At 41.4% G+C, this 19,372-nt stretch carries 13 protein-coding genes and 1 pseudogene; 9 read left to right on the top strand and 5 right to left on the bottom strand.

Annotated features, from left to right (window positions below; genetic code table 11):
* Nucleotides 1–183 precede the first annotated feature (183 nt).
* The 3 genes from H6G18_RS21320 (at nt 184) to H6G18_RS21310 (ending at nt 5,458) form a co-directional block, all read left to right on the top strand.
* Nucleotides 184–1,878 (top strand): glycosyltransferase family 39 protein, encoded by a 1,695-nt coding sequence (locus H6G18_RS21320; RefSeq protein WP_190409097.1) that lies wholly within the window; start codon nt 184–186, stop codon nt 1,876–1,878.
* Nucleotides 1,879–2,453: 575 nt separating this feature from the next.
* Nucleotides 2,454–3,698 (top strand): glycosyltransferase, encoded by a 1,245-nt coding sequence (locus tag H6G18_RS21315; protein WP_190409096.1) that lies wholly within the window; start codon nt 2,454–2,456, stop codon nt 3,696–3,698.
* 80 nt (nt 3,699–3,778) lie between these two features.
* Nucleotides 3,779–5,458, top strand: coding sequence for a glycosyltransferase family 39 protein (locus H6G18_RS21310; protein ID WP_190409095.1), 1,680 nt, complete (start codon nt 3,779–3,781; stop codon nt 5,456–5,458).
* Between the two features lie 185 nt (nt 5,459–5,643).
* On the opposite strand, the gene metK is transcribed toward H6G18_RS21310, so the two are convergent.
* Nucleotides 5,644–6,906 carry a methionine adenosyltransferase gene (gene metK, locus H6G18_RS21305; protein ID WP_190409094.1) on the bottom strand — a complete coding sequence of 421 codons (1,263 nt, stop codon included), beginning with the start codon at nt 6,904–6,906 and terminating at the stop codon, nt 5,644–5,646.
* Between the two features lie 358 nt (nt 6,907–7,264).
* Nucleotides 7,265–8,269, bottom strand: coding sequence for a phosphoribulokinase (locus H6G18_RS21300; RefSeq protein ID WP_190409093.1), 1,005 nt, complete (start codon nt 8,267–8,269; stop codon nt 7,265–7,267).
* Nucleotides 8,270–9,553: 1,284 nt separating this feature from the next.
* Here H6G18_RS21300 and petH point away from each other — a divergent pair.
* Together petH and H6G18_RS21290 are read left to right on the top strand one after the other, a co-directional pair.
* The gene (gene petH, locus H6G18_RS21295) at nt 9,554–10,876 is read left to right on the top strand and encodes a ferredoxin--NADP reductase (RefSeq protein WP_190409092.1); all 1,323 of its coding nucleotides are present in this window, start codon (nt 9,554–9,556) and stop codon (nt 10,874–10,876) included.
* A 189-nt stretch (nt 10,877–11,065) separates the two neighbouring features.
* The gene (locus tag H6G18_RS21290) at nt 11,066–12,355 is read left to right on the top strand and encodes a homoserine dehydrogenase (RefSeq protein ID WP_190409100.1); all 1,290 of its coding nucleotides are present in this window, start codon (nt 11,066–11,068) and stop codon (nt 12,353–12,355) included.
* A 108-nt stretch (nt 12,356–12,463) separates the two neighbouring features.
* Here the strand turns inward: H6G18_RS21290 and H6G18_RS21285 are convergent, their stop codons facing one another.
* Nucleotides 12,464–12,901: a CAAD domain-containing protein gene (locus H6G18_RS21285; RefSeq protein ID WP_190409091.1), complete on the bottom strand. Its 438-nt coding sequence runs from the start codon at nt 12,899–12,901 to the stop codon at nt 12,464–12,466.
* 709 nt (nt 12,902–13,610) lie between these two features.
* On the opposite strand from H6G18_RS21285, the gene H6G18_RS21280 reads away from it, so the two are divergent.
* The 3 genes from H6G18_RS21280 (at nt 13,611) to H6G18_RS21270 (ending at nt 16,471) form a co-directional block, all read left to right on the top strand.
* Nucleotides 13,611–14,150: a DUF3172 domain-containing protein gene (locus H6G18_RS21280; RefSeq protein ID WP_190409090.1), complete on the top strand. Its 540-nt coding sequence runs from the start codon at nt 13,611–13,613 to the stop codon at nt 14,148–14,150.
* Nucleotides 14,151–14,474: 324 nt separating this feature from the next.
* Nucleotides 14,475–15,725, top strand: a complete 1,251-nt coding sequence (locus H6G18_RS21275) for a hypothetical protein (RefSeq protein ID WP_190409089.1) — start codon at nt 14,475–14,477, stop codon at nt 15,723–15,725.
* A 59-nt stretch (nt 15,726–15,784) separates the two neighbouring features.
* The gene (locus H6G18_RS21270; protein ID WP_190409099.1) at nt 15,785–16,471 is read left to right on the top strand and encodes a M15 family metallopeptidase; all 687 of its coding nucleotides are present in this window, start codon (nt 15,785–15,787) and stop codon (nt 16,469–16,471) included.
* A gap of 21 nt (nt 16,472–16,492) precedes the next feature.
* Here H6G18_RS21270 and H6G18_RS21265 read toward each other — a convergent pair whose 3' ends face one another.
* Nucleotides 16,493–16,966 (bottom strand): TspO/MBR family protein, encoded by a 474-nt coding sequence (locus H6G18_RS21265; RefSeq protein ID WP_190409088.1) that lies wholly within the window; start codon nt 16,964–16,966, stop codon nt 16,493–16,495.
* Between the two features lie 225 nt (nt 16,967–17,191).
* On the opposite strand from H6G18_RS21265, the pseudogene H6G18_RS21260 reads away from it, so the two are divergent.
* Nucleotides 17,192–17,853, top strand: a pseudogene (locus H6G18_RS21260) (DUF3611 family protein).
* Nucleotides 17,854–17,933: 80 nt separating this feature from the next.
* On the opposite strand, the gene murD reads toward H6G18_RS21260, so the two are convergent.
* Complete coding sequence (gene murD, locus H6G18_RS21255; RefSeq protein ID WP_190409087.1) at nt 17,934–19,313, bottom strand: UDP-N-acetylmuramoyl-L-alanine--D-glutamate ligase; 1,380 nt, start codon at nt 19,311–19,313, stop codon at nt 17,934–17,936.
* Nucleotides 19,314–19,372: the final 59 nt, after the last annotated feature.

Raw genomic sequence — 19,372 nt, 5'->3', positions numbered from 1 at the left:
GTTATGTTCATTGGTTTGAGGAGATAATGTTATGTTGACTATTTTAGGACTTTTGGAGTTAGTCTAACTAAGAATGTAAAGTTTTGTATCAGCTTTCAACATTTCTGATTTAACACAAATATTACAGTAGCCTGTAAATATTGTTGATAATATTATGACAACACCGTATAAGCAAATATATTGATGAATTCTGGGTTGCCAGTTACCAAACTTAATAAACTAGTTTCTCTAGAAACTTTAGCATTAGCCGCGATCGCCATCGCCATACTGCTACGCATTGTCAATTTAGGTAGTCGGGAATTTTGGTATGACGAAGTATTATCATTACTCCTGGCTACAGGTGAGAAAAGTGCTTATCAAACCCCTGGTGATGTACCAATAGCTTTGGCGCAATACACACCTTTATTCAGCATACCGATAGAATCGGGTTTTGGAGCAGTGATTGCAACTGTGAAGAAATTATTACTGAATCTGCTGAGAGGAGAACCGCACCCACCCTTATTTTATTTGAGTCAACATTTTTGGTTGCGTCTTTTCGGTAATAGCGAAACAGCGATGCGGAGTTTAAATACATTATTCAGCATTGGAGCGATCGCTAGTGCTTACAGTTTAGGAAAAGTTGTCATCGGACATCGTGGAGGATTATTACTGGCGGCGTTTCTGGGAATCAACCCTTTTTATTTATTCCACTCTCTGAATGTGCGGATGTACGCGCCTTTAGTTTTGTGGACAACACTAAGTGCAACAGCGTTACTGCATTTAATTGACCAACCCACTAACTCAACAGCTAATCATAACCGTCGTTATCAGTTGCTGTGGAACATCCTTTTGATTGGTGCAATTGCTGCGGGTTTGTTGACCTTTTATTTCTATTTATATTGGGTAATAGCTCTAGGTGTTTTAATACTTTATCTTGACCGACAGCATTGGTGGCAACATGGTTTGCGTTTAGCTGCGGGAATCTTGCTAACCATTCCTTGGGTATTGTGGGGAGCTATTAAACAAATCCGTAGTGCAGATTTAAAAAGATTTGGCGCTCTCAAAGATGCTGGTTCAGCAATATTGGCTCACTTGCAGGATATATCTCAGACTTTAGCAAGTAATTTAGTATTGGGAGACTGGGTAACAAGTTTACCTACAATTACTATAGTTATAGTTGGTTGTTTAGCGATCGCCTTCATCATCGCCTCTAGTCTGCAACTTTGGCAACAGGGCGAGCAAAAAAAATTGGCTGTAGCTTTAATATTGGGACTTTTGCCTCTGTTAATAGCTTTGGGATTAGATATTGTCACCAAAAAAACTACTTTGAATTTTGGTGGCGGAAGAACCATGATTATCGTTATTCCTGGGTGTTTATTATTATTAACTTTGTGGTTGGAAAAAGCTATTTCTTCGCAATGGCGTACACTTGTAGCTTCTGTTTTTTTACTGTTGTATCTCACAATTGGCATTAGTGATTTTAGTTTACGACAACGCTCAATTTTTCATTCAGTTGCTGAATTAATAACACAACAGTCAGAACAACCAACCCTAATTGCAATGAATTCTAAAGCCTGGGGTCATGTTTTGCGTTTAGCATATTACACTCCCTCAAAAGCTCCAATAATGCTGTTAGCCGAACATCCTGCGGATTTAGCAAATTCACTAGAAAAAGTTTTAACAAATGAACCGCAAAAATACCCTCGTGTGCTTTGGTTAGAAAGTGAAAATCCTGTTTGGTCGAAATTGAAAACACCAGCAGATATAGAACGAGAAGAACAAAAAATACAACAAATCTTATCAAAGCAGTTTCAGTTAACACAAACTCAAAATCTCATGGGTACGATGAACCTCGACAATTTCACTGTTAAAATTTACAATCTTTCTGCAAATAGTTGAAATTTACTGATACACTTATTTTAGTTTTGGCTGAGTCATAACATTGGTTTCGTTACAAGCCAAAGTCTGTGAAGTTATTTCAATTGTGTGGTTAACATATTTCTCAATGGCATTGATGGAATTCTCATGAAATTCCTATAAAAATACATCAAAGCCATTGGGGATTTTTTTTATTATCAAAAATTTTCAGGGTATGTGATGCAGCTTAGAGGCTTGTTGAAAAGTGGTTAGCTGTGATTTTAATTGAATTATTACCCTCCCTTAATTCACAATACATAAGGGGAGGGTTAAGATGGGGTAAAAATATTTGATACGTCAATCATGACTTTTCAAACATCCTCTTAATACACCATAAATCTTACATTTTTTTTGGTTGAGCTTCTAATAACTGTAATTTAATCAAGACTTCAAAATTTACAGACTAGTCTAAAAAACTGATAAACTTTCCACCATTGTATTTCTTATATCTACTTAGTTATTGCATACTGAAATAGTCTGATTAAAAATATTTATGCAAAATAAAATAAAATCTGTCTTTCAATAAACCCTATTTTGTAATTGCTCATCATAATTTTATGAATATCAACACAACCAAGGAATTATTAGCAGTCCCCACAGGCCCATTACAAATTTCTGATGTGCCGCCTAAAAGTGTAGGTATAAGTCACAGAGATATCTATTTTTCCTTAATAATCCCTACTTATAAAGAGCGTGACAATATTGAAAATGTTGTGAAAATCTTGAGTCAGACCCTGGATGAATTCATTCCAGAAGATTATGAATTAATTGTTGTGGATGATGATAGTCCAGACATGACTTGGGAAGTTGCTCAATCTTTGACTGAAAAATATCCCCAGTTGCGGGTGATGCGACGACAACAGGAACGAGGACTGTCTTCAGCCGTAGTTCGAGGTTGGCAAGTAGCGAGGGGAAGTGTTCTAGGGGTAATTGATGGAGATTTACAACATCCACCAGAAGTATTGACCCAATTGTTGACGAAAATTACCCTGGGTGCAGATTTGGCATTAGCCAGTCGTCACGTAGATGGTGGCGGTGTTAGCAGTTGGAGTGTAGTGAGACGGTTCTTATCTCGGGGCGCGCAATTGTTAGGGTTGATGCTGCTACCAAGAGTCTTGGGAAGAGTTTCGGATCCCATGAGTGGTTATTTTATGGTGCGTCGTAGTAGCGTAGCTGGGGCAATACTTAATCCCGTAGGATACAAAATTTTGCTAGAAGTAATTGGACGAGGTAATGTTAAAAATATTGCCGAAGTCGGTTATGTATTTTGCGAACGCCAACAGGGTGAAAGTAAGGTCACGTGGAAGCAATATTTGGACTACATCCATCACTTAGTACGCTTACGTTTATCTACCGGGCGTTTAGGTCAAGTCAAGGAAAAAATTAATTTCCCCATAGATAAATTCCTCCGCTTTGCCTTGGTGGGACTGAGTGGAGTGTTTGTAGATATGGCATTGCTTTATCTATTTAGTGACCCGTCAACCTTAGCTTGGCCTCTGACTCGGAGCAAAATCATTGCAGGTGAGATCGCTATTTTCAATAATTTCCTGTGGAATGATGCTTGGACGTTTGCAGATGTAGCCATGAGACAGCAGGAATGGCATCAACGCCTGAAGCGATTTGTCAAGTTCAACATTATTTGTTTAGCGGGATTGATGCTGAATGTACTTATTTTGAATTTGGTGTTTAATTTTTTGATTCCTAACCGCTACATTGCTAACCTGATAGCGATCGCAGTTGCTACCATTTGGAATTTCTGGGTCAACCTCAAACTCAGCTGGCGAGTCACCGATGTGAAATAGTCAGCGAACTTAAGTTGCCATGTGAGGTCTAATATATACAAATTGACTTGTTATAGCCCTTGGCTTCTCGCAAGAAATAGATGCGTTTGTATAATTGGCCTTCTACCGTTTCTGCTCGCTGGTTTCATCCTTTAGTCTTACTGGTCTGGTTTATCATCGGTCTAGGCTTACGTTTTACCAACTTGACCGCCAAGCCTCCTTGGACTGATGAATTTGCAACTTTGGTTTTTAGTTTAGGGAATAGTTTTTTACCAGTACCGTTAGATCAGGCGATCGCACCTGATATTCTCTTACAATCCCTACAACCAAATCTAGCCTCTGGCGTTGGGGATGTGATTCATCACCTAATGACAGAAGATAACCATCCACCACTGTATTTTGTATTAGTACATCTATGGATGAAGTTGTTTCCCAATGAAGGAGAATTAGTTTCGCTGTTTGCGGCGCGTTCATTTCCAGCCTTACTAGGTGCTGTCTTAATTCCCCTCTCTTATATCTTAGGTAACTTAGCCTTTCGTTCCACCTTAGTCGCACAGCTAGCAGCTGCGATGATGGCAGCTTCACCCTACGCTGTGTATTTAGGACAAGAAGCACGCCATTACACATTAGCAATGATTTGGGTGATTGCGTCCCTCTCCTGCTTAGTTATTGCTACACGTCATATTCAAAACCGCACCCCATTATCACTTTGGGTAATCATTTCTTGGGTAGGAGTGAATGGTTTAGGGATTGCTACCCATTACTTTTTCGTTCTAACGCTTTGTGCGGAAGCCTTAGTTTTGATATTTTTAGCTTGGCAACAATCAACACAAGCCAAAACCCTAGTATTTTTCTCCTCTGTTTGGTGGCGCATTTATGCTGTCGCTATTGGTACAGCCATATCATGCTTAGTTTGGCTACCCGGCTTTTTACAAAATCGCTATCGCAGTAGTTTAACAGAATGGATTCGCAGCGATCGCGTCGGATTAGAATGGCTCAATCCGATTTTCCAAGCTTTCGCCGCATGGGTAACAATGATTATGTTGCTCCCAGTAGAATCACCACAGCTAGCAATTGTGATTGTTTCCGGCTTAGGAATGCTAATGTTTGCTATTTGGGCGACACCAATTTTACTTCGTGGTTGGAAATTTCAACTATACCAACCCCAAACCAATCTGGAGACTCAAGTATTTACCGGGGTAATTTTAGGAGCGATCGCTCTATTTTTTATATTGAGTTATATTTTTGGCATTGATATCACACGCGGCGCTCGTTACAATTTTGTATATTTTCCGGCTGTAATTATCCTCGTGGGTGCTAGCCTGGCCCCATGTTGGCAAACTAGCAAAAAAGCCGTGACGATAATTTGGCTAATGGGATTAGTCAGTGCTGTCACAGTGATTTGTAATTTGGGTTATCAAAAATACTACCGCCCTGATTTGTTACTCCCCATAATTCAACAAAATTCTCAGGTTCCGGTTCTCATCGCCACAACCCACAAAACCTTAGTCCAAACCGGGGAAATGATGGGAATAGCCAGGGAATTAAAATTTTCTGATTTACAAACTACTACCCAGTTTCTCTTAGCCCATCAAGAAAAAGACCCCAACACTTCCACTATTACCCTAGAAAACACATTAAAACAGCTACCACGTCCTTTAGACCTCTGGTTAGTAAATTTTTATGCACCAATACCAGTAGAAGTTAACAAATGCCTACCTGAATCCCAGTCATCAGCAGCCGTCAACGGCTATGAGTACAAAATTTATCATTGCCTATAGATAAAACTTAAATTTTCTTTATTGGCAGTAGTCAAATATACTTACATATAACGTTCTTCACCGGATGATTCAGGGGAGTGGGGAGAAATCAATCCAAAATTCCAAATTAAATAACTCTTAGGGGGCGGGGAGTGGGGAATGAGAAAAATTTCTTTTCCCTGTACCCCTAACCCCTTAAGAGTTATCTAAACTCCAGCTGCTGACAACGAATGATTGACTGCGTGCTTTAAGAAATCCGCCTTATCGGTACGTTCCCAAGGTAAATCTAGGTCGTTCCGTCCCAAGTGACCGTAAGCCGCGATGTCCTGATAAAAACGTCCGCCTCGTTCGCTTGGTAAGTTGCGTAAGTTAAAGCTATGAATAATCCCCGCCGGACGTAGTTCAAAGTTTTCTTTGACTAGTTCCAACAAGATTTCATCATCTACCGTGCCAGTACCAAAGGTATCCAGAAAAATGCTTACTGGTCTTGCTACACCAATTGCATAGCTCAACTGGACTTCACATTTTTGAGCCAACCCAGCCGCCACAATATTTTTGGCTACATAACGAGCCGCATAAGCAGCAGAACGGTCTACCTTAGTGGGGTCTTTACCAGAGAAAGCGCCGCCACCATGTCGGGAATAACCGCCGTAGGTATCAACAATAATTTTCCGTCCTGTTAAACCAGAGTCGCCTTGAGGGCCACCAATGACGAATTTGCCAGTGGGGTTAACTAAAAAGCGTGTATCTTGGTCTGGTTTGATGTCCAAATCGCCAAACACTGGTTCAACTACAGCTGTCCACAGGTCTTGTTTAATTTTGGCTTGGACTGCCGCTTCATCAGTAATATCGCCGATAGTAGCTGTATGCTGTGTAGAAATCAGCACGGTATCAATACCAACAGGGCGGCCATCTTCGTAAATGACAGTAACTTGGGTTTTACCATCAGGACGCAGATAGGGCAATTCCCCTGTCTTGCGGACTGCTGCTAGTCGGCGAGCAATGCGGTGAGCCAAGCATATAGGCAAAGGCATCAATTCTGGGGTTTCGTTACAAGCAAAACCGAACATGATACCTTGATCACCAGCACCGATGCTATCGAATAGTTCTTCACTATCCTGTTCGCGGGTTTCTTGAGCAGTGTTTACACCTTGGGCGATGTCTGGTGATTGTTCATCTAAAGCCACAATCACGCTAGTACTATCGGCGGAAAAGCCGTTATCAGCATTGGTGTAACCAATTTCTGCTATTTTTTTGCGGGCAATATTGGCATAATTGACATTGGCTTTGCTGCTGATTTCACCAGTAATTAGCACCAAGCCAGTATTCACTACAACCTCAGCTGCAACACGGCTACTAGGGTCTTGTGTCAATAAAGTGTCTAAAATCGTATCAGAAATTTGATCGCAGATTTTATCTGGATGACCTTCGGTGACAGACTCGGAGGTAAATAAATAACGTCGAGACAAAGAGTATTCCTCCTAAAATAGTATTTTCACTGAATTAATATAGAACTTACGCAACGAGACTCTTCGCTTTGAGGGGTATGAGGGTATGGGGGTGTTAGCATTTTGAACACCTACCCTCCCATACCCTTTTATTCCTTTTCTAAAGCTTGAGTCTTCGTTTTCATCCGTAAGTTCCAGGATATTTATTTCAGCTACTAATTACTGAAATCATAACAATCTTGACACATCCAGCAGTGAGTATCTTATTTTGTTAGGCAAAATTACTATTAAATTATCAATAGGTTAAATATGTTTTTACTGATACAAAAAAAGGGGTACTCGGAAGCACCCCAGAAGTTTTGACACAAACACTGCTGTATTAAACCTGAACTGCCAGCTTGGCTTCCTTTGCTGTCAACTGCTCGTAGGTAGCCCGCATTTTCAAACCTGTTAATACTTGGAAGAAACCAGTTCCGTTGTTAGAACCAGGGTACTCGCGGTGTTGGAGTAACAACTGAGTCAATTCACCTTGGTACTTGGTGGATGTATTGCTGAGGTGAGTTTCGATGTAAATGACTTCTTCGAGGTTGTCAAATTGACCATCTACCTCTAAAACTGAGACATAACGACCGTAGTAAACATCGGAACCGTAATATAATTGCATTCCTGGGTAAGAACAGGTAAGCTTACGTCCACAAGGAGTCCAGTTGATTGTGGAACCTTCATCAAACAAGTAAGCGGGTGTAAAACCTTCTTTATCTTCCCGTTGTAGCATCCGCACTCGGAGAACTTTACGCTCTGTATCGTTCTTAATCAAGTTGGTGGGCAATACTTGCAGCACCACATCGGCGAATTCTCTTTGAGGTTCGATATACTTTTGGAAATCGGGTTTACGAGAATTGATAGCAGCTAGAACATCTTCGTAGCGATGACCCCGTTCTGCCATGTCACGCTGGATTTTCCACGCAATTTTGACTTCATCACTGATGTCAAAGTAGACACTGAAATCAAGGAGCGATCGCACCCGTTCATCATATAAAGGATGCAGACCCTCAACCACTACAATGTGATTTGGTTGTACTATTTCAGGTGGATCAATCATGCCGGTTTCGTGATTATAAATCGGCTTATTAATCGTTTGACCTTCTTTGAGCGCTTTGATTTGCTCATACATCAGGTCAAAATTGTTGGCTCTGGGGTCAAGTGCAGTGATTCCAGTTTCTTTACGTTGTTTACGATCCAAGGAATGATAGTCATCTAAACAGATGACTGTCATAAACTCTTCACCAAATAAATCCATCAAACGACGCAAAAACGTAGATTTACCGCACCCGGAGTCTCCGGCTACTCCAATCAGTACCACGCGTTCTGGCTTAGTTGTCATAAATCTCCTCAAATACTAAATGTGTCAATCAATAATTTTTCACACAGCAGAATGTGAAGCCAGGAGTTTACCCCATAGGTTTGTCCTGCGTTCTTGCTACTCAGCAGCATTAAAGATTTACCAGACAGCAATACAACCAAAATAAAAGGCTGTAATCCTCTGAATATTCTTGATTTATAGCTGGTAAGTATTTAATCCTAGTGGTATAGTCGATTTTAACAGAATGGGGTATCCCATACAAGATTGATTGTCAAGAGAATTAAGTAGCTCACCAAACATACCGATGATGTAATTGTGATTTCTAAAATTTCACTAATCACTATCCGTAATTTGTGTAGCGAATTCGTCTATTGGTTTGTAAGTTTATATCATTCAGTCTATAAGGTATAAGTTTTTTTGGCAGCGAATTTGGGAAATTTTCGCTAATTTTTTATTTATACCCACGTCCTAGCGGCAAATATTATCGACTGAATCTATCCTCGGAGTGAAGCTGCAAGGAGTATAAAAAAGTTTTGGCAATAATCTTCTACAGATACTTAAACCCCAATTTAGCCATGATCCCAAGGTGTTAATGGCGGTTGACAGATGTTTCACATCAAGTAAAAATTATTTTATGTATCTACTTTTAACAAGTCTCTCCAAAAGCCTTAATCTTCGTTACTGCACTCGCATCCTGGTTATGAAATTAACCAAGCTTAGGAGGCAAGTTAATGAGCAGAAACTGGCTAAGAGATGATGTACTCATTAGGTATTACCTAATACAAGTTCTAGAAAGAGTAGTGCGGCGATAGCTTTTGAAAGCAAAATCAAGGCTTGGCTACTGCCAGTCAAATTTATCTTCTGGTGTTACATAATTGTACATTTGGTGCTTGCTAGAAAACCTGGCAGTCCATTTAAACTTTGTACACCAAGAACCGATAAAAAGGTTACAGGGGAATAGGGACTAGTGTTTTTACTCAGCACGCTGCTCAACACCCAGTTAACGTTAACAGCACTGATAACTCTTTCAAAGCTAGAGTATAAGTTCACGAAAAAAAGATTAAATTGACTCATTATTAACATTCTCCAAAAGACTTATCCTCTAACTTAGAAGGTGAACAGGTGTGTTTATTACTATGCCTGCACGTCTTGAGGAGAGTGTACCCAGCAACGCATTAATTGATAATGCTACTTTCTCAGAGCGCTAGTTTTAGTAACGAAAAATCCGATAAACTAAAGCTGGCTTGTGATGAGAAAAGCTTTTTTTGAGAAACGGTTAAGTTAAAGATCGGAGTGGTAGAAGGAATGTCTAATCAAGGTGCTTTTGAGGGTGCTGCCAACATAGAATCAGGTAGCCGCGTCTTCGTTTACGAAGTGGTAGGTCTGCGTCAGAACGAAGAAACTGATCAAACTAACTACCCAATTCGTAAAAGTGGCAGTGTGTTCATTAGAGTGCCTTACAACCGCATGAATCAAGAAATGCAGCGTATCACTCGACTAGGCGGCAAAATTGTTAGCATTCAAACGGTAAGCGCACTACAACAACTCAATGGTAAAGCGACCACTGCAAGTACAACAGATGCGTCTAGTGAAGCTGCTAACACTGAGGGGAATGGTAAAGCCACACCTGTAAAAACTCATAGTGAAGTCAAAGGCTTCGCTAAACCACCAGCTGAAGAACAGCTTAAGAAAAAGGACAACAAAGGCAACACCATGACTCAAGCGAAAGCCAAACACGCTGATGTTCCTGTTAATATTTACCGTCCCAATGCTCCATTTATGGGCAAGGTAATCTCCAATGAACCCTTGGTAAAAGAAGGCGGGATTGGTATTGTTCAACACATCAAATTTGATCTAACTGGTGGTAACTTAAAGTACATCGAAGGTCAAAGTATTGGCATTATTCCACCAGGTGTGGACAAGAACGGCAAGCCTGAAAAACTCAGACTGTACTCCATCGCCTCAACCAGACATGGCGATGATGTAGATGATAAAACTATATCGTTGTGCGTCCGTCAGTTGGAGTACAAGCATCCAGAAAGCGGCGAAACAGTATACGGTGTTTGCTCTACTTACCTAACTCACATCGAACCAGGTTCAGAAGTAAAAATTACTGGGCCTGTGGGTAAAGAAATGCTGTTACCCGATGACCCTGAAGCCAATGTCATCATGTTGGCAACAGGAACCGGTATTGCGCCCATGCGGACTTACCTGTGGCGGATGTTCAAGGATGCAGAAAGAGCTGCTAACCCCGAATACCAATTCAAAGGATTTTCTTGGTTAGTCTTTGGCGTTCCTACAACTCCCAACATTCTTTATAAAGAAGAACTGGAAGAAATCCAACAGAAGTATCCCGATAACTTCCGCCTCACCTATGCTATCAGCCGGGAACAAAAGAATCCCCAAGGTGGCAGAATGTACATCCAAGACCGTGTAGCAGAACACGCTGATGAACTGTGGGCATTGATCAAGAATGAAAAAACCCACACCTATATCTGTGGTTTGCGCGGTATGGAAGAAGGTATTGATGCCGCTTTAACAACTGCTGCTGCTAAGGAAGGTGTTACCTGGAGTAATTACCAAAAAGACCTGAAGAAAGCTGGTCGTTGGCACGTAGAAACATACTAGGTTGGTCAGTTGTCAGTAGTCAGTTGTCAGTGGCAAAATACCAACAACTGACCACTGGTAACGAACAACTAACAAAATTGATTAATTTGTAGGGTGGGCAGTGCCGACCCTACAATTGTTTTGTATATAAATGGCTGGGAAATGATGTCTCAGGACTCAGCAGTTAAAACTAAATTTGGTACAAAGTTTGTGGGTGTAAAGCTGGGAATCTTAGGATTAGGAACGGTAGGAATGGGGACAGTACAACTGCTACAAGATGCGGTTGGTCGTCATCCATTGCTGCAAGAAATAGAAATATATCGGGTGGGAGTACGATCGCTTGATAAACCCCGCGATGTACAATTACCATCGGCAGTTATAACAACAGATTTAAAGTCAATTGTCAATGATCCAGCAGTAGATATAGTTGTTGAGGTCATGGGTGGATTGGAACCGGCGCGATCGCTCATTCTCCAAGCCATAAATAATGGTAAGCACGTAGTTACAGCTAATAAAGCAGCGATCGCTCGTTTTGGGGCAGAAATTTTTACAGCTGCTAATCAAGCCGGAGTCTACGTGATGTTAGAAGCTGCCGTAGGTGGTGGGATTCCGATTATTCAGCCATTAAAACAGGCTTTAAGTGTTAACCGTATTCATACTGTTACTGGTATTGTTAACGGTACAACTAACTACATCCTCACTAGGATGCAAACCGAAGGTAGTGACTTCGGTGATGTGTTGGCTGATGCCCAACGTTTGGGTTACGCTGAGGCTGATCCCACAGCCGATGTAGAGGGTTTAGATGCAGCAGATAAAATCGCTATCCTCGCATCATTGGCTTTTGATGGGCGAATTAACCTAGAAGATGTCTATTGTGAGGGGATTCGCCAAGTCAGCAAGACAGATATTGCCTATGCCGAAAAATTGGGATTTGTGATTAAATTATTGGCGATCGCTAAAAATCAGTCTAACGATACCACCAAGCTATCACTCAGGGTTCACCCGACACTAGTACCAAAAGCCCATCCCCTAGCCAGCATTAACGGTGTGTATAACGCCATTCTCGTAGAAGGGGAACCCATTGGTCAGGTGATGTTTTTTGGCCCCGGTGCAGGTGCAGGTGCAACCGCCAGCGCCGTCACTTCAGATATTTTGAGTCTGGTTGCAGCACTAAAAAGCAATACAACAGCACCCAATCCACTCTTAACTTGTAGACACGAAGACTACAGCCAAATAGCCTCCATCTCCGACCTTGTGACCCGATTTTATGCGCGATTCCTCACCAAAGACCAAGCTGGTGTAATTGGGCAATTGGGTACTTGCTTCGGTAATCATGGCGTAAGTATCGAGTCAATAGTCCAAACTGGCTTTCAGGGAGAACTAGCCGAGATTGTAGTAGTGACTCACGATGTCAGAGAAGGTGAATTTCGCCAAGCTCTAGCAGAAATTCAGAGTTTGTCAGCTATTGACAGCATTCCTAGTATATTGCGGGTGTTGTAGGGATTGGAACTGATATGCGTAGCGCAGCGCCATAAAAAAATGACCAAGCAAAACTATGCTTGGTCATTTATCTTATCAAAATAATATTGGACGCTGGGTTAGTCAGTATTAGATTTCGGAACCATCTTGACCAACTACTTGGGATTTGAGAGTGGTAATTTCATTTGTTAACTCTTCTCTGGTTGAAGCTTTTAGTAAGTAGCGATAAACAAACCAAGCAGAGTAACCGATACCAATCAATTCAAAAGTTGGTGCTACTAAGGGAATATCATTCAAAGCATCTAAAACTGCCAACAGTACTTTAACTGCGACAATTGCTGCCACAATTAAACCCACGCTGACTAAGGGTTGTTTGTATTGATTAAAAAAGTTTCCTACATAATCGGGAAGAGTTGCTAAAAAATCAGAAACTTGTTCTCCGTATTTGCGCCATTCTTCTTGAGACTGCACAGGAGGCTGGAGTTTAGTAATAGTCCCTGTTTGGCTGTTGATTTCTGGCACTGTTGTCTCTTTGGACTGGGTTTGAGCGAATTCCGGTTCTTGCATTTTCACTTCCATAAATTTGACAGTTGAGGTTCTCTATCAGGACAATGACAACCGAAAGGCTGTTGATTAGGTAATGCACGAGTGCATCAAACTGAGTTTGGGAACAGGGTTTAGTGTCCTATAACCATACTTGTCCCATAACATCTACTGCATCAACTACAAGGTAGACAGTCAGTAGGAGGATAGAAGTCAGAAACTGGCAGAATGTAGTACATTTTGCACCTTTCTAAATTCTATTTTCGTGAATCAACTGCAATCTTCAGGTTGTTATTATCCCAAGCTGTGTCAGTTGCTCGTAATCGTACTCATTTAAGTACAAATTATGCAAAAATCACTCTACCTCTCATTTATATAAGCACAAACGCCAATTTTATCTGAATATTAAAGCTATCTTAAGCCGTGATGACCTGCGATCGCAGGTCATCGCCAATTAGCCTATTAGTTCTCAATATTAATATTGAACAGAAATTCTTATATATGGGCATGAACTAGACATTTAGTTTTTTTTATGGTATACACACTAAATATTAAATATTGTCTGGGAAGTTGCGGGCAATTACCTCAAGAATCGGCATACTGAAATAAGGAGAGTAAATTAAATCAGTGAACAGCAAGCAGTTATTAACATTCCCTTATTCTTGATAACTGATAATTGGTTACTGTTAAAACTACTCCTGGCTTTTTCTGGCGTGAAGGTTATAAAGCAACAATGAGACGTAAATCTACTGGTAGGTCAGCTACTACACCTAAATCTCCTGGTTTCCAATCCTCCATGTTTAACTTCACCACCATTGCCATTTTGGGGGGAGTTCTTGTACTGGGAATTGGAATTGGCATTGCTTTTAGCTCTACAACCACGTTATCTTCATCGAATGTGGCTTCCCGTGAATTTATCGACACAAAAGCACCAAATCCAGAGATTTGCGTCCAGTATGGAGCAAGTGCAATGGTGATGGACGCTAGATTATTTGTGACGCTCAACCCATTCAATGTCTATGTTTCTCAACCCAGTATGCGGCCTGGATGCGTTCTTCGGCAAAATAACTGGGCGCTCTTAGAACAACGTAAACTTGTCACATCCGATCAAGTTAGAGAATGTAAGAATCGCCTCAACACCTTTGGCTTTACAGGTAACTTAGATAGTGAAAAACCTGATATTAGGTGTATTTACCAAAATGAGTCTGCACAAAACTTTTTTATGTCTCAACCAGGCGCAGTTGCACCATCTCAAGAAACAGAAAGATTTTAGGCATTACTGAATCAAGGGATGATTCTTGTGGGTGGTATCCTGTCCGCTCGAAAATATAGGCACATCCAAGTAAAAAATATCCTTGCGGGACAGCATCCCGCAGGGTATGTAGAGAACTCTTTGATGGAAGGGGGAGCAGGATTTACAGCAGTTTGTTACGAATGACTGAACAGCAATATGTAAAAGCTAAGATGAAATCAATATTTATACTTTACCGAAGTAGGCAGAGATAAGTCATACAATCATAAGCACAAGTAATATAAAACTATCAAAATAACCGGTTTAAAAATTAACCAACTATCCATCAATTATCTAGCAACAACTATGTCAAATCGTCGTTATCCCCCTCCATACTGGCGCTATCTCAAGGCTAGGTTACTAAATTTGGGCAAACCGAGTTTTTGGGGAACAGCAATTTTCTTATGTGCTGTAGGGCTAGTTATTCAGCAATATTTGACTAATCCAGAAGTCTCGATTAACAGCAATAGAAACACGGAGGATACTCTTGCAGATACCGAGGAATCCTCTATCTCAGATGAGGATAAAGCGATCGCGGCAGATATTGATAATTTGCAGTCTTTGTTTGCTGACACTGAACCAATAATTTCGCCAGAAAGAACAACTAACTCTCAAGATAATCAAAATAAAACTCCCTTACCCAATACAACTAGCAAACCACAGTCTGTTAATAGTCCCAAACCTAATGTAAATTCGGGTGTAGTTAATGCACAATCACCTATACCTGTCGAGAAAAATATTTTTGTATCAGAAGCAGAAAATTTGTTGCGGTTTGGTGCGACAGATAATAATCAGTTGTTGGGTTACAAGCTAGGGAATGGATCATCTCAACCCACAGGGGAAACGGCAAATTCCTCACTACTAAGGCCAGGATTCGTTAATCAAAATAACAGCAGCCAAAATCTTAACTCAAATGGTCTGTTACCTACAGGACTTAATCAATCGACTAATCAAACCCAGCCTAGTATATACAATAACCCTTCAACTATCATCAACTCTACAGGAGTTACTTCCTATGGCGGAGTGACATATTCTCTACCAACTAGCACTCAACCTAGTCAGACGTTTTCACCTAGTAGGGGGTTAAATTCTGGGTTGGATTATACACAGCCAAGTTCTTTCAATAACTTAAATAATGGTCAGGCTGTTCCACTGAATACGAGGTTGAATTCGGGAACTGGTTACATTCAGCCAAGTCCCTATAATAACTTGAATAACAATCAGCCTATTGCACCCAATACAGGAATCAATTCGGGAACTGGTTACATTCAGCCAACGACACAGAATATCCCACCGAATCCTGTCAATAATTTGAATTATCTTCAAAACTTACCGAACCAAAATCAATCGACATCAAACTTTATTACGGGGACATCGCCAATTATTGGCCCCTATACTGTGCGAAATCCCCGTGTTAACCCTAACACAACCACAAATCCCATGATTCCTAGTAATTATGGTAATTCTCAAATTCCTCAATCGAATTTCCCCAACAATAACCTGCCGCAGGGACAGAATATAAATGGAATTCAAAATAATGGTTACTCTTATCCCTAAAACAAGGTAAATTCTAGGTTTATATTTAGCTAAACCTGCTGAGAGTGATTAATTACCAGATAAGACCTTATCACCAGATACCTATCTGGGAATGTGGTGAACCGTTAGTAGAGATTCCCTTAGAACTATTTGCTGTGGAATCTCCCCATCCTTATGAAAAGCTGGGGGCTATTTACGGAGAATATTCACCTTATTATTTGCGTCAAAGTGTAGTTAGCCGTTTAATCACAGCTCAAAACTATTTAGAGTTGCTGCGTCCTCGCTGGCGCATCCAAATTTTTGATGGCTATCGCCCAGTAGCTGTACAGCAGTTTATGGTAGATTACAGCTTTTCTATGGCGATGCGAGAACGAGGGTTAATTGAGGCTGAGTTAACCCCACTCCAACGCCAAGAAATTTGGCAGGCGGTTTATGAAATTTGGGCTGTACCAAGTTTGGATGAAAAAACTCCTCCTCCCCACAGTACAGGTGCAGCAGTGGATGTGACGTTGATAGATGATAGTGGACACATTGTCAATATGGGTTCACCGATTGATGAATTGTCAGAGCGATCGCATCCAGATTACTATATCCATAATGAACAACCAGAAGGACAAGAATATCACACACATCGTCAATTGTTATACGACGTGATGTTAAAAGCTGGCTTTCAACGCAATCCTAAAGAATGGTGGCATTTTTGTTACGGTGATCAAATGTGGGCTTGGCTGAAAAGTCAACCTACAGCCATTTATGGGCGTGTTTGATCTTGCCAAATTTTGAATGGTTTAAGCGTCTTCAGGATTTAGTTGTCTTATTTCGTCCGTGGTGTATGTACCGATGGGACTCCAAAGTAAATAGGGAATCAGTAATACAGATGCTAGTCCAGAAATCGGTAGTACTGCGATCGCTAACACAACTGCTACAATCAAACCGCTTAAGCCAATAATTTCTCCTGTTTTCAGACTGCGAAATCTCAACATCAAAGGTATATAAGTTACGGTGATGATTTCCACTAGGAGATATAAAGCCATGAGTAGCCAAGTGATGATACCACCTGGATTATGTTCCCAAACAACGTAGGCGGAAGCCGCACCGCAAATAAAAATTACAGTCCAAATCAAGGGGATAAATTGCTCAAAAACTAGCCATCGAGGGCGACTTAATTGAGCAAACCATTTAACATCACGGGGCGTAATGAAGAAACTACCAACTGCGACGAAGAACGTTACAGCCCCAATTACCATCCAAGAAGGAATCATACTTTTTCCGGTTCCTGATCTTTTGTCAAGTCATATAGTGCCAGTTTGACAATCGCAGATAAGTAGTTAATCAGTCGCTAGTGCTAATTACTCATCGATCCTAAGTTTGAGATATGCAGCTTTATGTCTCTAGGCTTGAAGGGTATTCTGCCTATGGGTGGGGGTCTTTGTACAAGAGGGAGATATATGTTGGGGGCTGGAGGATAAGCTAAGGAAATCGATATGATGGAAGCGGAATCAGAAATGCGATCGCCTACGACAGCGCATAGTTCATCGGTAACATCAACGCTCTATGGCATCGCTAATACAATTCGTCTCACAGGCTGGATTACCTTTTGGGTGCAATTGGGACTGGCTGTAGTCAGTGGTTTAGCTTTACTTTTTGCTTCCACTGGTCGTGACTTTGCAGATCAAACCAACGCAGGTGTAGGAATCGGGATATTTTGGGCTGTGTGTGGTGTTATAGCCTTATTGTTTAGTGTGTATTGGAATTTTCGTTACACTGGCATTGGTAAGCGTTTAGCAAATCCTAATCCGGCTTTGCATCCTAGCAAGGCAGATACAACTAGAGCAATTCGAATAGGAATAATTGTCAGTTTCGTGGGGATATTATTAACCTTAGTGGGTTCTGGTGCAACCTTAAGTGTACTTATAGCAAAAGCCGTCTCTCAACCACCGGGAGTAGCAATAACTGACCCTAACAAAATTATCCGGGCGCTGGATGTGTTTGTGATTAGAGATTGATTATTTTGAAAAGCCTGCATACTAACAAAATTATCCGGGCGCTGGATGTGTTTGTGATGGTAGCTAATATCAATGGTATTGCTGCTCATTTTGTCGGTGCGATCGCTTCAATTTGGTTACTTGAGCGAGTGCATCAGCATTAAGTAAGGAGTAATGAGTAATGAGTGAGCATTTCCTGAATTTTGTACTCCGTTAGGAGAACCCACAGGGTATTTTGAATTGATTAGTCCCCAGTCCCTATTTCTACTAATTCCAGACACAACTGCCGAAAATGGTCGCCTCGTGCTTCAAAATTGGGGTATTGGTCGAAGCTGGCACAGGCTGGAGATAGCAAGACTACGGGTGCTTGATGGTGTTTGGCTAATTCTAGCGATCGCCCTACGGCTTTCTCCATCGTTTCCACGATTTCATAATTGCTATACCCGATTTCTTGTAGGCGTTGGGCAAATGCTGGTGCAGCGTTGCCAATTAACAACACGGCGGCGGTTTGCGCTTGGATTTTTGCCATCCAGCCTGTATCATCCCCTGGTTTGGCTTCACCGCCAGCAATCAAAATCACTGGACTTTTCACCGATGCTAGTCCCACTTCTGCCGCATCGTAGTTGGTGGCTTTGCTGTCGTTGATAAAGTCGATGCCTTCCCTAGTGCAGATGTGTTCTAAGCGATGAGCAACTCCTGGAAATTCCCGCACCGCTTTCTCAATGGCTTCAGGGGGAATATCAGCTAAACGGGCTGCGGCTACTGCCATGAGGAGATTTTGCAGGTTATGCGCCCCTACCATGCGTAAGGCTGAGGCTTCGACAATTCTTTGGGGTGTAGAGTTTGGCTGTAATTTTTCTACAACCCAGCCATCTTCAATGTAGAAGCCTTTTGCACCAAGTAGATAATCTTTACCTTTCACACTTGTCCAATAGGCATCCGGCCAATGACTTGCACCTATCTTATATAAATAAGCATCATCACCATTGAATACTTGTAACTGGGATTGACGTAATAATTTGGCTTTAATGTCGTAATAGTTTTCTAATGTCTTGTGACGGGGTAGGTGATCTGGGGTGAAGGTCGTCCAAATACCGATGTGAGGGGCTAGGGTGACGGAAGATTCTATTTGATAGCTGCTCATTTCCCCAATTACCCAGTCGGGGGAGGTTTCTGCTAAGGCAACTTCACAAGCCGCGTAGCCAATGTTACCGCAGGCGGGGGCATCAAATCCGGCTGCTTGAAAGATAGCGGCGATTAAAGCTGTGGTTGTGGTTTTGCCGTTAGTCCCGGTAATTCCCACCCAAGGCAGAGACTTTAAATGTTGCCAAGCTAATTCCATTTCACCAATAGTCTCTATACCCAATTCTCGCGCTTTGACTAAGGCGGGAATGTCCCAAGGTACGCCCGGACTAACAACTATTAAATCGGGTAGAGTACCATCCAACTCTAGTGAATACCCTAATTTAACTGTGATTTGTTCTTGAGCGAGTTCTTGTTGTTGCTTGAGGAGGGTATCGGAGGTGTTGCGATCGCTCAGAACTACCTCCCAACCTTCCCGTTTCAACAATCTCGCCGCAGCAACACCGGACTTTCCTAATCCAACTACATGGGCTTTGGACATAGACTGTAGCAGAGTTCCCTGGTTAAGCACTCATTATGTTAGCGCTTATTGGCAAAAAT

This window comes from Anabaena subtropica FACHB-260, from assembly GCF_014697105.1.
GTDB classification, from domain to species: domain Bacteria; phylum Cyanobacteriota; class Cyanobacteriia; order Cyanobacteriales; family Nostocaceae; genus Trichormus; species Trichormus subtropicus.
Note: the sequence above shows the minus strand (reverse complement) of the source record. Positions and strands in the feature narration are given on the sequence as shown.